Source organism: Ancylomarina salipaludis, assembly GCF_004122035.1.
Taxonomy (GTDB): domain Bacteria; phylum Bacteroidota; class Bacteroidia; order Bacteroidales; family Marinifilaceae; genus Ancylomarina; species Ancylomarina salipaludis.
Map to the genome: position 1 here is coordinate 100513 of NZ_SAXA01000002.1, position 16302 is coordinate 116814.

Annotated in this window: 13 protein-coding genes and 1 riboswitch; of the genes, 8 read left to right on the forward strand and 5 right to left on the reverse strand. The window is 38.4% G+C overall.

The features are described 5' to 3' along the window. Position 1 precedes the first annotated feature (1 nt). From metH to EO244_RS02655, 3 genes are all read left to right on the forward strand, one after another. Complete coding sequence (metH, locus tag EO244_RS02645; RefSeq protein WP_129252676.1) at positions 2-3655, forward strand: methionine synthase; 3654 nt, start codon at positions 2-4, stop codon at positions 3653-3655. Positions 3656-3742: 87 nt separating this feature from the next. Then, entirely contained in the window at positions 3743-4702 is a 960-nt protein-coding gene (gene metF / locus EO244_RS02650; RefSeq protein ID WP_129252678.1) for a methylenetetrahydrofolate reductase [NAD(P)H], read from the forward strand. Between the two features lie 936 nt (positions 4703-5638). Further along, entirely contained in the window at positions 5639-6394 is a 756-nt protein-coding gene (locus EO244_RS02655) for a hypothetical protein (RefSeq protein WP_129252680.1), read from the forward strand. A gap of 63 nt (positions 6395-6457) precedes the next feature. Here the strand turns inward: EO244_RS02655 and EO244_RS02660 are convergent, their stop codons facing one another. The 4 genes from EO244_RS02660 to EO244_RS02675 all read right to left on the reverse strand — a co-directional run bounded on the left by EO244_RS02660 (position 6458) and on the right by EO244_RS02675 (position 10309). Then, positions 6458-7411, reverse strand: coding sequence for a 2-hydroxyacid dehydrogenase (locus EO244_RS02660; protein ID WP_129252682.1), 954 nt, complete (start codon positions 7409-7411; stop codon positions 6458-6460). 45 nt (positions 7412-7456) lie between these two features. Next, on the reverse strand, positions 7457-7960 hold the full coding sequence (locus EO244_RS02665; protein ID WP_129252684.1) for a hypothetical protein: 504 nt from the start codon (positions 7958-7960) through the stop codon (positions 7457-7459). 92 nt (positions 7961-8052) lie between these two features. Beyond that, a complete protein-coding gene (locus tag EO244_RS02670; protein ID WP_129252686.1) occupies positions 8053-9393 on the reverse strand; it encodes a dihydroorotase in 1341 nt (446 codons plus the stop codon). Between the two features lie 184 nt (positions 9394-9577). Next, positions 9578-10309, reverse strand: a complete 732-nt coding sequence (locus tag EO244_RS02675; protein WP_129252688.1) for a polyprenol monophosphomannose synthase — start codon at positions 10307-10309, stop codon at positions 9578-9580. Positions 10310-10533: 224 nt separating this feature from the next. Beyond that, a riboswitch (FMN riboswitch) is annotated at positions 10534-10648 on the forward strand. Positions 10649-10768: 120 nt separating this feature from the next. On the opposite strand from EO244_RS02675, the gene ribD reads away from it, so the two are divergent. From ribD to ribH, 4 genes are all read left to right on the forward strand, one after another. Next, a complete protein-coding gene (ribD, locus tag EO244_RS02680) occupies positions 10769-11878 on the forward strand; it encodes a bifunctional diaminohydroxyphosphoribosylaminopyrimidine deaminase/5-amino-6-(5-phosphoribosylamino)uracil reductase RibD (RefSeq protein WP_206734462.1) in 1110 nt (369 codons plus the stop codon). A 25-nt stretch (positions 11879-11903) separates the two neighbouring features. Further along, on the forward strand, positions 11904-12554 hold the full coding sequence (locus EO244_RS02685; RefSeq protein ID WP_129252690.1) for a riboflavin synthase: 651 nt from the start codon (positions 11904-11906) through the stop codon (positions 12552-12554). An 84-nt stretch (positions 12555-12638) separates the two neighbouring features. Beyond that, positions 12639-13862, forward strand: a complete 1224-nt coding sequence (locus tag EO244_RS02690; RefSeq protein ID WP_129252692.1) for a bifunctional 3,4-dihydroxy-2-butanone-4-phosphate synthase/GTP cyclohydrolase II — start codon at positions 12639-12641, stop codon at positions 13860-13862. Between the two features lie 33 nt (positions 13863-13895). After that, a complete protein-coding gene (gene ribH, locus EO244_RS02695; protein WP_129252694.1) occupies positions 13896-14357 on the forward strand; it encodes a 6,7-dimethyl-8-ribityllumazine synthase in 462 nt (153 codons plus the stop codon). 104 nt (positions 14358-14461) lie between these two features. Here the strand turns inward: ribH and hxpB are convergent, their stop codons facing one another. Then, the gene (gene hxpB / locus EO244_RS02700; protein WP_129252696.1) at positions 14462-15112 is read right to left on the reverse strand and encodes a hexitol phosphatase HxpB; all 651 of its coding nucleotides are present in this window, start codon (positions 15110-15112) and stop codon (positions 14462-14464) included. Positions 15113-15333: 221 nt separating this feature from the next. Here hxpB and EO244_RS02705 point away from each other — a divergent pair, with 221 nt between their 5' ends. Further along, a complete protein-coding gene (locus tag EO244_RS02705) occupies positions 15334-16263 on the forward strand; it encodes an ATP-binding cassette domain-containing protein (protein WP_129252698.1) in 930 nt (309 codons plus the stop codon). Positions 16264-16302: the final 39 nt, after the last annotated feature.

Sequence of the window (16302 nt, forward strand, 5' to 3'; positions counted from 1 at the left end):
GATGACAGCCATAAAGGACATATTAAAGGAACAGATCTTAGTTTTGGATGGAGCCATGGGAACCATGATTCAATCCTTTAAATTATCGGAATCAGATTTTCGGGGTGAGCGATTTGCCCATTCGACTTTCGATCAGAAAGGGCATAATGATTTGTTAACCCTTACCCGACCGGATATCATAAAATCGATTCACAGAGATTTCTTAAAGGCAGGTGCTCATATTATTGAAACCAATACCTTTAATTCAAATGCCATTTCTCTTATCGATTATGGCTTGGAGGAATTGGCTTACGAATTGAATTTTGAAGCGGCAAAAAATGCGAGGGAGGTCATCAATGAGGTTTTGCAAGAAGATGCTTCAACTCCTCGTTGGGTTGCCGGGGCTATTGGTCCTACAAACAAAACGGCCTCCATGTCGCCTAAAGTTGAGGATCCGGGTTATCGTGATGTGAATTTTGATGATTTGCTTCGGATTTATACCGAGCAGATTAGGGGTTTGATTGATGGTGGCGTTGATCTTTTATTGATAGAAACCATATTCGATACGCTGAATGCGAAGGCGGCAGTTTTCGCTGCAGATGAAATTCTGACGGAACGAGGTCTTGATATTCCTATTATGCTTTCGGGTACCATTACCGATAATAGCGGTCGAACACTTTCAGGACAAACCCTTGAGGCCTTTGTAACGTCGATGAAAACCGATCGTCTTTTAAGTTTGGGTTTGAACTGTGCTTTTGGTGCCAAGGATTTAGTTCCTTATATCGAACAGCTGGATAAGTTGATTCCGGTTTACGTGAGTGTGTATCCGAATGCAGGTTTGCCAAACGAGCTGGGTGAATATGACGAAACGGCGGAAATGATGACTGCCGATCTCAAAACCTTATTGAAAGGTGAGAAGATTAATATTGTGGGTGGTTGTTGCGGTACCCGACCTGAACATATCAAAGCTTTGGCCAAGGCTGTGAATGGAGAAAAACCCCGACAGTTGCCTGTGATTGAACCTGAAACATGTTTAAGTGGGCTGGAACTTTTAAGAATAAATTCCCTATCGAATTTTGTGAATATTGGGGAAAGAACCAATGTGGCTGGTTCTAAAAAGTTTGCCCGTCTGATCAGCGAAAAAAAATACGAGGAAGCCTTATCCATTGCACGTAGCCAGGTAGAAAATGGGGCTCAGATTATCGATGTCAATATGGATGATGCCATGTTGGATGCTGAAGCTGAAATGGTCACCTTTCTTAAGCTTTTGGTTTCAGAACCTGAAATTTCACGTGTACCTATCATGATCGATTCATCAAAATGGTCGGTGTTGGAAGCAGGGTTGAAATGCGTACAAGGCAAGTGTGTGGTGAATTCCATCTCAATGAAAGAGGGTGAGCAGGAATTTATAAGATATGCACGCAAGATAAAACGATATGGTGCAGCGGCTGTTGTCATGGCATTTGACGAAAAAGGGCAGGCTGATACTTACGAGAGGCGTATCGAAATTTGTAGCAGAGCCTACAAGCTGTTAACTGAAGTTGTGAATTTCCCTCCCGTGGATATCATTTTCGACCCTAATGTATTGGCAATTGGGACTGGAATTGAAGAGCACAACAACTATGCTGTCGATTTTATTAAGACTGTTAAGTGGATAAAAACCAATTTACCTTATGCCAAAATAAGTGGAGGAATCAGCAATCTGTCGTTTTCTTTTCGTGGAAACAATATGGTGCGTGAAGCCATGCATTCAGTCTTTCTTTATTATGCAATTAAGGAAGGGCTCGATATGGGTATTGTTAATCCGGGTATGTTGCAGATTTATGATGAGATTGAACCTGAACTTTTAAAGAAAGTTGAAGATGTTGTTCTCAATCGTCGCCCTGATGCGACTGAGCAGTTGATTGAATTTGCCGAAAATCTTAAGTCAGAAGGTAAGGTTCAGATTAAAACAGATTTGTGGAGAGAGAAGTCTTGCCATGACCGATTGTCTTATTCATTGGTAAAAGGACTTACCGATTATATTGAGGTGGATGCTGAAGAAGCTCGGCAGAATTATCCCAAAGCCCTTGAGGTGATTGAAGGGCCTTTGATGGATGGGATGAATATTGTTGGCAATCTGTTTGGTGAAGGAAAAATGTTTTTGCCTCAGGTGGTGAAGTCGGCCCGGGTGATGAAAAAGGCGGTGGCTTATCTTCAACCTTTTATCGAAGAAGAAAAAAAGAATCTGGTTGCAAATCATACTGGGAAAGTCCTCATGGTAACCGTAAAAGGCGATGTTCATGATATCGGCAAAAATGTTGTTGGTGTTGTATTGGGCTGTAACAATTTTGAGCTTGTCGATCTCGGGGTTATGGTTCCTTGTTCACGTATACTGGAAGTGGCCATTGAAGAGAAAGTGGATGCTATTGGTTTGAGTGGATTAATTACACCTTCGCTAGAGGAGATGGCTTTTGTAGCCAGCGAAATGGAACGATTGGCTTTGAATATTCCTTTGGTTGTAGGTGGGGCGACAACTTCAGAATTGCATACCGCTGTTAAAATTGAACCCAATTATTCGGGTGGGGTTGTTTATGTGAGCGATGCATCAAAATCAGTTGGTGTTTTCAAGAATCTGTGTGATAAAAATAAGCGGGAAAGCTATTTGAAGGAGGTTCACAAACGTTACGACGAGATACGTGAAGCTTATGCCAAAGAAAAGTCGGCGGAATATTTTACAATTGATGAAGCCAGAGCCAATAAGGAAAAAATTGATTGGAAAACATCACCTATTTATCAGCCTAAAAAACTGGGCTTGCAAGTAGAACGCAATTTTCCGGTGAGTGAAATTCGTAAGTATATTGATTGGACTTTCTTTTTTGTGGCCTGGGAGCTGAAGTGCATGTATCCTGAAATTATGGAAGATGCTCAGTTTAAGGATGAGGCTAAAAAACTATTCGACGATGCCAATTTGATGTTGGATGAGATTGAAGAAAAAAACTTGATAGAAGCTGCTGCAGTTTATGGTTTGTTTCCAGCCAATTCTGTGGGGGATGATATTGTGATTTATGCCGATGAGAATCGAAGTGCTGAATTGACTCGCTTCACCAATTTGCGACAGCAGGAAAAGTTTCCGAAAGGTTTGAGTAACCTGTGTTTGTCTGATTTTGTTGCGCCTTTGGATTCGGGTCGTATCGATTATGTTGGTGCATTTGTTGCCACAGCAGGTCTGGGGATAGAAGAGAGTTTAGCGAAGTATGCTGAGGACTTGGATGATTATAAGAGTATCATGCTTAAGATACTGGCTGATAGATTGGCTGAGGCTTATACCGAATTGCTTCACGATAGGGTTCGAAAACTGGATTGGGCTTATGCGCCTGATGAGGATCTGACAATTGAAGAAAAGCTTCGCGAAAAGTATCAGGGAATTCGTCCCGCCTTTGGTTATCCATCATTACCCGAGCATTCCGAAAAACAAGTGCTTTGGGATTTCTTAAAGGTTGAGGAGAACATTGGTGCGACGCTTACCGAAAATTTTGCGATGTATCCAACAGCGACAGTTAGTGGACTTTATTTGGCTCATCCTGATGCTTTGTATTTTAGTATTGGCAAGGTGCAGGACGATCAGATTAAAGATTACGCCCGGCGACGGAATATAACAGAAGAACAAGCTCAGCAATATTTACATTCTTTATAGTAAAGGTGATATCCTGATTTAACTATTAACCCATCAGGATGCTTGAACCATTCATCATACAAGCATCCTGATATTTTGAAAAAACACATGAAAGTAATTGATCACATCAATCAAGCTATCGAAAATAAAACCACACATTTTTCTTTTGAGCTTCTTCCTCCTCGCAAGGGGAATAGTATTTATAAGGTATTTAATACGATTGATAAGCTTAGAGAATTCGATCCCAAGTATATTAATATCACCTCGCATTGCGATGAGGTTATTTTTGCTGAGGCGGAGAACGGAACTTTTCAGAAGCTGTTGATAAATAAACGTCCGGGAACTGTTGCGGTAGCTGCTGCCATAAAAAATAAGTATAAAATTACGGTTGTTCCACACGTTATTTGTCAGGGTTTTACTCCTGAAGAAACTGAAAATGCACTGATAGATTTAAATTTTCTTGATATTCAAGATCTGCTGCTTTTGAGAGGAGATTCGTCAAGGCGTCATGAATTTTCGACTCGGGAATCAGGGCATAATTATGCCATAGACCTTATTGAACAAGTGAACCAGGTGAATCGGGGGGAATATCTTGATGGCACACATACCGAAGCTTTTGAAACACCTTTTTCATATGGCGTTGCCGGTTATCCTGAGAAGCATGAGGAGGCACCCAATCTCGATTCGGATATTTACTATCTGAAGAAGAAAGTAGATGCCGGTGCTGAATATATCGTCACGCAAATGTTTTTTGATAATCAGAAATTTTTCGACTTTGAGAAGAAGATTCGTGCTGCGGGTATTACAGTGCCATTAATTCCTGGAATAAAACCTATTTCGGCTTTGAGTCAACTCAATTTGCTTCCTCAGGTTTTTAAGGTAGATATACCCGAAGCTTTAGCCGCAGAAGTTCGGAAATGCAAAACCAATGAGCAGGTTCAGGCTCTGGGTACCGAGTGGGCGATTCATCAGAGTAGGGAACTTGTAAAACATGCAGTGCCCTCCTTACATTTTTATTCGTTTATGGCTAGTAATTGTGTCAGAGATATTGCCAAGGCAATTTTTTAGTTTTGTAGATACGAACTTATTTTAAATGAAATCCGAAAGTGCGCTTCAGTTTTTGAAGTGCGCTTTCGGGTTTTTATTTGTATAGTTTTTTCTAAATAATGATTGTTTCAAATGATTTTATTCAGATTGTCCGGAGTTAAATAAAATGTTAGGAGTATACTGTTAATTAATCTTAGATCTGTTAAATACTGTTCTTGTTGCCATTTGAAGGAATTTATTTAAAATGTGATATTGGTTAATTGTAATGGGTATTTTCTGTAAACACTTGTTATTGAGGATTTGATTTGATATTTAGTGCATATCTATATTAAATAAAATTAGAGATATTGAAATAGATTTCTTATGTTTGCGGGATAGTTATTACCTTACTTATGATAACTATAAAAATGGATTAACTTATGTGAAAAGCCAGACTTTAGTTCATGTAAGACAGATGGGAAAAGTTGTTTTTAATTATTGTAAAGTTTGATGGCGGCGCGTAATATAAGATCATCTGACATTAAGTTTTGCAAATCCGAAACGAAAAGATTTTTGTCAGAATAAAGCTGCTGTTAAAGTGAGAGAAAAGCATGCTTGTTGTAGCCTTCGGGAATGAAAGATGAGGATGAAAGATTAGTATTGGAGGGTTGAAAACTATAGTCGGAGGCTGTTAAAACATCATCGTACTAATTAAAACAATAGTCTGATGAATTTAAATCATTATAGGAGTTAGTTAGTTTGACTTGGGATGATGAAAAATACTAATCGGACATAGTATAATAGTGATCGGACTTGGTTAAAGGGCTGTCGGATCTTTGTTTCGGTCTGAGTGTGGCCATTGAGTTCGATTTTAGGCGTATATTAATCTTTTGAAAATAGGATGATTAAATAGGCAGAGGTGATTATTTAATATTATTGATTTATTTGAAACAGTATAATCAAAACCAAATATTATAAATGGGGGTATCATTTTATAAATTTAGACAAGAAGAATTGCCTGTAGTGGGGGAGTTACTCTTGCAAATGTTTGTACGTGACCGGAGTGCTTTTGAAAAATTTTCTCCGGAGTATAAGGGTGAATTCTTAATGATCGTTGAGAATCAGATTCAAAAGGTTTTGGGTATGACTCAGGCTGCGACATTAAGGGCAGAGATTAAGAAAAAGACTGCAGACTTATACAATTGCGTTGATGAGATCATTCCCATTCTCGATTTGATCGCTGCCTATGCAAAGCGAGCAGGGACCTCTCTAAGTATAAAGGCTTCAGATTTTGGTGTGATGCAAGCAAAAAAAGAGATCCGGAAAAGAAATATCGAAGGAGTGTGCACGAAGGTGAAGGTTGTTGAGCAAAACATTGCCAATAATTTGAGCGCACTTAAGGAGCGGGGCTATACTGAAGAATTGGGCGCTGAACTTATTGAGATGACTCAAAAAGCCTATAAGCTTAATCTTATTCAGGAAGAGAAGATAAGAGAGAAGAAACAACTGGTAGTTGATAATATGACCGAGTATACGCTTTTGTGGTGCTTCTTGAAAGATCTTTCAGAAACAGGACGATTATTGATGAAAGCCGATCAACAAAAGTGTGATGGTTATAAATTTAGCCACATCATAAAACAAGTTCGTAAAACCAAACCCAATACCGATAATACGAACAAAGGAGACAATATTAAAGAAAAATTAAATCAGGTTGTTGTGCCTGAAGAAGTTTAATTCGGAATTAATATTGAGTATGTAGTAAGTATGAAGCACCCTGAAGAGGGTGCTTTGTTATGATTAGGCGAACTGGTTGATAATTTTTTGAGCTGTTACTTCGGACAGTTTGATGTTGGATTCATGTGTCCAACCACCAACATGAGGACTGAGAAGTACATTATCGGCATCAATCAGATATTTAAAATCATCGGGCAGTTCGTTGGCATGAAGATCTTCGAACGAAGTTTTTTCGTATTCCAACACATCAAGACATGCTCCACGAACCTGACCCGTTTTAAGATGTTTCACCAAATCGGATATTCTGACAATTTTACCTCGGGCCGTGTTAATTAGGAAAAAAGGTTTCTTGAACTTGCCTAGGAAATCATCATTCACCATAAACATGGTTTCTTCAGTTTGAGGGATATGCAGACTTAAAATATCACAGGTGTCGAAAAGATCTTGTAATTGTTTTTCTTCACAAAATTCATCGGAATAATTGAATTTGTATTTGTCGTAGGCAATCACCTTGCAATCAAATCCTTTTAAGCGTTGTGCAAAAGCACTACCCATATTGCCATAGCCAATAATACCGACCGTTTTGCCCTTGATTTCCAAGCCACGGTTTTCTTCTCTTCGCCACAAACCCATGCCCACTTCCTTATTGCATCGGCATAAATTGTTGAATAAGCAAAGCAGCATGCCAAGTGCGTGTTCGCCAACAGCATCACGATTTCCTTCGGGGGCATTAAAGCAGGTTATTCCTTTGCTTTCGGCATAAGGCACATCAATATTCTCAAGACCGGCACCTACACGACCGATAAATTTCAGACGTGTTGCTTTATCAAGCTCAGCTTTGGTTAATTTGAATTTGCTTCGAATGATAAAACCATCAAATTGATCGAAAATAGCTAGCATTTCGTCTTTGTTCAATTCGGGGGTGTATTGGCAATCGAAACCAGCCTCTTCCAGCATTTCAAGTAATCGCGGGTGTGTGGAATCTATAAATAGGACTCTTAGTTGTTCTTTGCTCATCTTAGCTTTGATTCTTCTGTTGTTCTTAAGATCTGAGGACTACGATTAGTTTGCATCCCCTAAATTCACCACAAAACTAGCTCTATATCCTCTAACTTTATTGTTTTCGCCACAAATTTCGTAGCCAAACATGAGTGATTTAATTTTTTTCTGAAGGTGTAAGGTCTTATTATCCCAGTACCATTCTTCTCGAAACTGAATATTACCAATATTATTCTGGTTGCCATTTTTCTTTAGAATGGCTTTTATTTCATCCCTAGTGAGAAGGTGATTGTCGAAATAATCATAGGCTTTCAGTCTGCCTGTCGTTACGGCATGAATAATATCTTTCGCCATCAACTTTATGTCGGTATTCGCCAGACATTCAGTTTGCCATTCATCATCGCTATCCGGATTTTTGATAAGCACTTCGTAAGTAATCGGTTTTGCAATGCTTTGGCCGTGGATTACAGTCGGGTTATTTATACTTTGGCTGCCAGATGACTCACAAGATGATAAAACGAGTGAAGCAAACAGTGCCATAAGTAACGATAAGCTTGCTTTTTTCATGATAACAATATGGGTTTTGATGCAATGGTATAAAGAAAACACTGGCGACAATAATCAGAATGAATCGTTGTCGCCAATATCTTGTGTATTTATTATCTGTTGAAAGTTAATCGTTCGCCTCGTACACTTTCGTCAATTTGTCCTTGGTTATAAACAAGTTGACCATTGACAAAGGTTTGATCGACTTTATAATGGAAACGATCGCCTTCGAAAGGTGACCAGGCACATTTGTAAAGGATGTTTTCTTTATTAACTGTCCATTCTTCTTCTGAAAGCAGGACTAAATCGGCAAAATAACCTTTACGGATATAGCCTCTTTTTTCAACCTGAAAAACATCTGCCGGTGCATGACACATTTTTTCAATAACTTTTTCAAGACTAATCTTTCCTTTGTGGGCGAATTCCAACATGGTGACCAATGAGTGTTGAACCAAAGGACCGCCACCTGCAGCTTGCATGTAATTACCGTCTTTTTCTTCAACAGTATGTGGGGCATGATCGGTTGCAATAACATCCAGTCGATCGTCAAGCAAAGCTTCCCAAAGCTTATTTTGATCGGACTCCGTTTTGATAGCCGGATTCCAACGAATTCTGGCTTTTCTTTGGGCATAATCCGAATCATTGAATCTTAGGTGATGTACACAAACTTCCGAGGTAATTCGTTTGTCTTTTGCCGGTAATTTATTGTCGAACAATTCCATCTCCATTCCACTCGACAGGTGAAGAATATGAAGTCGGGTATTATATTTTTTAGCCAACTCTATGGCTTTTGATGAAGATTTATAACAGGCCTCAGCTGAGCGAATTTCACCATGGTAATCCATAGGAATATCATCGCCATATTTTTCACGATAAGTTTCCAAATTCGCATCAATAGTTGGGGTATCCTCACAATGAGTTGCGATTAGCAAGGGTGCTTTTTCGAAGATTTGCGATAGGGTATCAATATCGTCAACCAGCATATTACCTGTTGATGAGCCCATAAAAATCTTGATTCCACAAACATTCTTCGGATTGGTTTTAATCACTTCCTCCAAATTGGTATTTGAAGCTCCCATATAAAAAGAATAGTTTGCAAGCGATTTTTCTGCACCTAACTTATAGCGCTCTTCAAGTAGTTCCTGAGTCAGCGTTTGTGGTTTTACATTAGGCATATCCATAAATGAGGTTGTTCCTCCCGCAACAGCTGCTCTTGATTCAGTAAATAAATCACCTTTTTGTGGCATACCCGGATCACGGAAATGAACCTGATCGTCGATGACACCAGGAATTAAGAGTTTGCCTGTGGCATCAATCACTTTCCAATCGGATTCTATATTTTCAGGGCATCCCGTAAAGATTTCGTGAATCAGTCCATCTTTAATTAGAACACTACCCGTAAATTTTTGTCCCTCATTTACAATCAGGGCATTTTTAATGAGTTGAGTTATCATTTTGGTTGTTTATAGTGTAGATTTAATAATATGCAAATTAAGGAATTTCAAGCTTTAAATCACTATTATAAGAATTTTTGATTGAGCCTTAAGCTTAAAAGGGGTGTGCAAGAAAAACTCCTCAAAAGAAATAAGACTTCATGAGGAGTGTGATATTATGTTGAAAAATTATTCAAGTCAGTTTTTAAGCTCGATTGTATTTTCTAAAGTAGCTTCGAAGTTTCATTTTGATAACCCCCCATACGGCTTCGTTGAAGATACCACCGCTCATTTTTGATGTCCCTTCAGTTCGGTCAGTGAAAATAATAGGTACTTCGATAATGTTGAAACCATATTTCCAAGTGGTAAATTTCATTTCGATTTGGAAAGCATAACCAATGAAGCGAATTTTATTGAGTTCGATCGTTTCTAATACTTTTCGGGTATAACAAATAAAACCGGCTGTTGCATCGTGTACTTTCATGCCAGTTACAAATCTCACATATTTTGAAGCGAAATAAGACATTAGTACTCTTCCCATTGGCCAATTCACTACATTCACACCCGAAACGTAACGAGACCCAATAGCTAAGTCACCTCCCTGATTGGCACAGGCATCATGCAAACGAATCAGATCTTCGGGGTTGTGTGAGAAATCAGCATCCATTTCAAAAACATAGTTGTAATGACGAGCTAAACACCATTTAAACCCATCAATATAGGCTGTTCCCAATCCGAGTTTACCTTTACGTTCAAGTATATGAAGTTGAGAGAATTCTTTCTGTAAACCCTTCACAATATCAGCGGTTCCATCGGGAGAATTATCTTCTACAATTAGAATTTCAAAGTCAATATCCAGTGAGAAAACTTTCCTTATGATGGCTTCAATATTTTCTTTTTCGTTGTAGGTTGGAATTATAACTATGCGATCAGTCACTGAGTGAGAATTTAGAGTTAATTTTGATTTTGAACACGAATATAGTACATCTGTTTGATTTGCCCTCCTATGCTTCTGTTAAAAAGATAAAAAAGGAATTGTCGGTATATTTTAGACAGATGTTTTAAAGATTAAAATCAAATTTATTATTCTATTGTGAAATCTAATCAATTAGATATATATTTGCATCGAAGCAAGCTTTAAAAGTCGCTTCAACATATTTATTGTTTCTTCAGGGCAGGGTGAAATTCCCGACCGGCGGTGATAGTCCGCGAATCGAAAGATTGAACTGGTGTGATTCCAGTACCGACAGTAAAGTCTGGATGGGAGAAGAAAACATGCATTAATTTGATTGATGTTTCCATTGGGATTAGTCTCATTGGTTGATAATATTATTAAGCCCTGAATAGTAATGACTATTCGGGGCTTTTGTTGTTTTTGCTTAAAGCAGATTTTATTTTGAGAACAGATCAGGATTATAAATACATGCAGCTGGCCTATAATTTGGCAAAGAAAGGATGTGGTGGCGTAAATCCCAATCCTTTGGTTGGTGCAGTGATTGTGAAAGATAATAAAATCATAGGCGAAGGTTATCACGAAGTTTTTGGTGGACCTCATGCCGAGGTGAATGCGTTTCGTTCTGCAAAAGAATCCGTTGAAGGAGCGACTATGTATGTTACTTTGGAGCCCTGTTCTCATTACGGGAAAACCCCACCTTGTGCTCAGGCAATTGTTGATAATAAAATTGCACGTGTCGTTATTGGGATGTTGGATCCGAATCCTTTGGTTTCGGGGAGAGGTGTCAGGTTGCTGCAGGATGCTGGAATAGAAGTTGAGTCTGATTTCTTAAGCGCTGAACTGAGTCAGATGAATCGTGTTTTTCTAAAGTACATTCAAAGCAAATTGCCTTATGTTATTATGAAAACAGCGATGACTCTTGATGGGAAAATTGCCAGTCGAACAGGTGATTCGCGTTGGGTATCCAATGAGCAATCAAGAGCCAAGGTACATGAGTTGAGGAATGAATTGATGGCGATTATGGTTGGGCTTAATACGGTAATTGCTGATGACCCAATTTTAACGACTCGTTTGGCTGGTAATAAAAAAGGAAGAAATCCAATTCGAATTGTGGTGGATAGTCAAGCCAGAATTCCTTTGGAATCGAAAATATTAAACACGCCTGATGAGGCAAAAACCATTGTTGCTGTAAGTTCAAAAGCAGACACAGCAAAAATATCACAAATTGAGGCTTTGGGGAATGAAGTCTTATTCATTGGTGAAAAAAATGGGCGTGTCGATTTAAACGACCTCATGTTAAAATTAGGTGAGAAAGGAATTGACGGAATTCTTTTGGAAGGTGGAGCCACGCTTAATTATGCAGCACTGGAAGCCCAAATTGTGGATGAGGTGCATGCTTATATCGCGCCTAAAATAATTGGTGGGCATGCTGCTAAAACTCCAGTTGGTGGTGAAGGTATTGAACTGATGAAGGATGCAGTGAATTTGCAGAATATTCACTTTGAAAATATAGCCGATGACATTTTAGTGATTGGAGAAGTTGTCTATTAAGGTATAAAGGTAAATACAAGAGAGAATGTTTACAGGACTGATAGAGGAAATAGGACATATTAAAGCCATGAAAAAGGGTGGTAATTCAATTCGTTTGACGGTTGCCGCAAATAAAATCATGGATGATGTGAAATTAGGTGACAGCATCGCAACCAACGGCATTTGTTTGACGGTTGTTGATTTTGATTCGAATGGTTTTTCAGCAGATGTAATGCCTGAGACGATGAATCGTTCTAATTTTCATATGCAGAAAGCGGGGAGCCGTGTGAATTTAGAGAGAGCACTTCGTGTTGGTGACAGAATGGGTGGTCATATGGTCAGTGGTCATATCGATGGCGTAGGAGAGATTGTCTCTCAACAAAAAGATGATAATGCTATTTGGGTGAGTATTTCAGCACCAAAAAATATTCTGAAATATGTGATTGAAAAAGGTTCAATAGCTATTGACGGGATTAGTTTGACTGTTGCTTATGTGGACGAGAAGCTGTTTAAAGTTTCAATTATTCCCTTAACTCAGGATGACACCACTTTGGTTTCAAAGAAAATTGGAAGTTTAGTCAATCTCGAATGTGATATGACAGCAAAATACATTGAGAAATTCATGTTTCATAAGGAGGAACCCAAGCGTGAAAGTAAGGTCAGCATGGATTTTTTAAAGGAAAATGGATTTCTATAGCCAAAAAAAATATCAGATAGTCTTTAAAATGGCTATTCAAAAATATATAGTCAAATAACAATACAGAAATAACACTATACAGAGATGAAATTTAATACAATTGAAGAAGCGATTGAAGATATCAAAGCTGGGAAAATGATTGTAGTGGTTGATGATGAGGATCGTGAAAATGAAGGTGATTTGTTGATGGCTGCCGAAATGGTAACGCCGGAGGCAATTAACTTTATGGCTCGTCAAGCTGGAGGTTTAATTTGTATGCCAATTATTCAGGAGCGTTTAGATGAGCTGAATATTGATATGATGGTTCAAAAGAATACTGACGCAAAGCAAACTGCTTTTACGGTAAGTATTGATGCTGCTGATTGTACAACAGGTATTTCGGCTCACGAAAGAGCGCATACCATTCAGTTGGTTGTTGATCCTAAAGCTAAGGCTGACGATTTCACTCGTCCGGGACATATCTTTCCTTTGGTTGCTCGTAAAAATGGGGTGTTGGTTCGTGCCGGTCATACCGAAGCGGCTGTTGATTTAGCCCGAATGGCTGGTTTGTATCCTGCAGGTGTTATTTGTGAAATCATGAATGATGACGGGACTATGGCTCGTGTGCCTCAGTTGCGCGAGTATATCAAGAAGCATAATCTGAAGATGATTACCATTGCGGATTTGATTGAATATCGTCGTCAGACAGAGTCGATGATTGAGAAAATTACAGAAACAGCAATGCCGACCAAGCATGGTGAGTTTAGAGCTCATGGCTATGTAAATAAAATTACGGGTGAGCATCATGTTGCTCTTGTAAAAGGTGAGGTGAATGGTGATTCTGAAGTTTTAGTTCGGGTTCATTCTGAATGTTTAACCGGAGACGCGTTTGGATCGATGCGTTGCGATTGTGGCGATCAGTTACAGGAAGCCTTACGTCGTATCGAAGAGGAAGGCCAAGGTGTTTTATTGTACATGCGTCAGGAAGGTCGTGGAATTGGTTTGATCAATAAATTGAAGGCGTATCAATTGCAGGATGAAGGCTTGGATACAGTTGAAGCAAATCTGGCTTTGGGTTTTAAAGCTGATTTACGTGATTATGGTATTGGAGCAGCTATTTTATCAGATTTGGGTATCAAAAAGCTGAGATTGATGACGAATAATCCGTTAAAGATTGCGGGTCTGAAAGGTTATAACCTCGAAGTTGTGGGGCGTGAAGAAATCGAAATGACTTGCCACGAAAAGAATGAATTTTATATGCATACCAAGATGGAAAAGATGGGACACATCTTACATCAGGATGTTAAATGGAATCAAGTAAATAAATAAAATAAGTAGACATATATTTCAAATCTTAAGAAGATGAATACAATTGAAGGAAATTTAATTGCAAAAGGTTTAAAGTTTGGTATTGTTGCTGGACGTTTTAACGAATTTATTGGAGGAAAACTTTTAGAAGGTGCGATTGATGCGATTAAGCGTCACGGTGCTTCTGAAGACGATGTTGATCTGGCTTGGGTACCAGGAGCATTCGAAATTCCATTGGTTGCTAAGCGTATGGCTAAGTCTGGAAAATACGATGCCGTAATCTGTTTAGGAGCGGTAATCAAAGGTTCGACACCACATTTCGAATATGTTTCGGGTGAGGTAACCAAAGGTGTTGCTAGTGTTTCATTAGATCAGGAAGTTCCTGTCATTTTTGGCGTGTTAACAACTGATAGTATTGAGCAAGCAATTGAGCGTGCAGGAACAAAGGCTGGAAACAAAGGTTTCGAAGCAGCTGTATCTGCAATTGAAATGGCTAATTTATTAAAGCAGCTTTAATAAAAAGGTTTTTTAACTGAATCACAATCACAGAAAAGAGCACTTGAGAAATCTGGTGCTCTTTTTTTATGGATTTGTTTCGTTCTGAAATAGGTTGATTAGTCTTAATGATTCAAACTTGAGATGTCAAAATCACTCATGCTTTTTAGAACCTGATCGGCTATCACAAATCGGGCTAAATTATTGGCTTTTGTATCTGGTATAGCAACACATTTCATATTTGCAGCAAGGGCTGCAATCACACCATGAAAAGAATCTTCCAATACCAAACATTCAGATGGAGGGACGCCCAACATTTTAGCTGTGGTAATAAAAATCTGTGGGTGAGGTTTGCCATATTCTTCAAATTGAGCCGAGTGTACAACCTCAAAATAGGATTCAATATCAAGCTTTTTCAATACGGCCTTAATTATTCTTAGATTGGAAGAAGATGCCAATCCAATTTTATAATTCTGTTTTTTTAAGTCCTCCAGGGTCTTTTTCACTCCGGATAAGGCAAGGCCCCTTTCCAATACAAGTTCAATAACACCATTCACAATTTCTTCGGCGGTTTCTTCTTGTGTTTTATCTTGATTCGGGAATCTTGAATATATAATAGCTACAACTTCGTCGATTCGTTTCCCCATGAAGCTTTCAAAATCATTTTCATTTAGGTTTATACCCCGTTTTGAGAATAAATTCTTTTGACTCATGCGCCAAAAGGGTTCTGAATCAATCAATAACCCATCCATATCGAAAATTACAGCCTTAATCATTCTGATTTGTGTTGATTTAATTGTTTGCAAAAATAGCACTAAAATTCAGGACAAGAGCTTTAGTTTTTATGAATTGCTTATCTTGCATACTTTTCGTGCGTCATTTTGTTATTTTAAACATTAAAAGAGAAAATTTACCGTTAATCTATGTTAAAACGAGGCGTTTAAATATTGATGAGGAGGGTAATTTTTTATTTTTGTTAAAATCATTTGTACTTTTTATGGATATTGTTGTTGAACATCTTACTAAACGTTACGGCCCCCAAAAAGCGGTTGATAACATATCATTTAGAGTGAAAGCTGGCGAAGTTCTGGGATTTTTAGGTCCCAATGGTGCTGGAAAAACAACTACAATGAAAGTCCTTTCGTGTTTTATTTCGCCTGAGGAAGGTGATGTTAAAATAGGAGGTTATTCCATTCATGAGCATCCCGAAAAGATCAAGAAACATATTGGTTATTTGCCTGAGAATAATCCCTTGTATCAGGATATGAATATTATCGATTTTCTTGAGTTTATAGCCAAGATTCACGAAATTCCGAAGCATCTCATTCAAGAACGATTGCTCGATATGGTAAAAGTTTGTGGGCTGGAAGGTGAAAAACACAAGTTGATTCGGGAACTTTCAAAAGGCTATCAGCAGCGGGTTGGTTTGGCACAGGCTTTAATTCATGATCCTGATATATTAATCCTCGATGAGCCTACAACAGGTTTGGATCCCAATCAAATTGTTGAAATCCGTGAGTTAATTAGGCGAATTGGTAAAGAGAAAACTGTTATTCTGAGTTCCCATATTTTAGCTGAGGTGGAAGCTACCTGTGATCGGATCTTGATAATTAATAACGGACGGGTTGTTGTGGATGGAACTGCTGAAGAAATGAGAAAGCAGGCACAAGGTAATGAGATTTTAAAACTGGGAGTCTCTGGTGGTGAAATCAATGATATTTTCGAAAAAATTATGGATATTGACAGTGTCGAGACGGTTGATTTTATTGATTTTGAGAATCAACTTTTTGAAGTTCAGTCTTATCCGGATATGTCATCGATAAAAGCAATTTTTGACACCTGTGTCGCAAACAAGTTTTACATTACGGAGTTAACGCCAATTGAAACAAAACTCGAAGATATATTCAGAAAACTAACCACTCATTAGTTTTTATTTCATAAGTTTTAAATTTAAATCGAAGCTTTA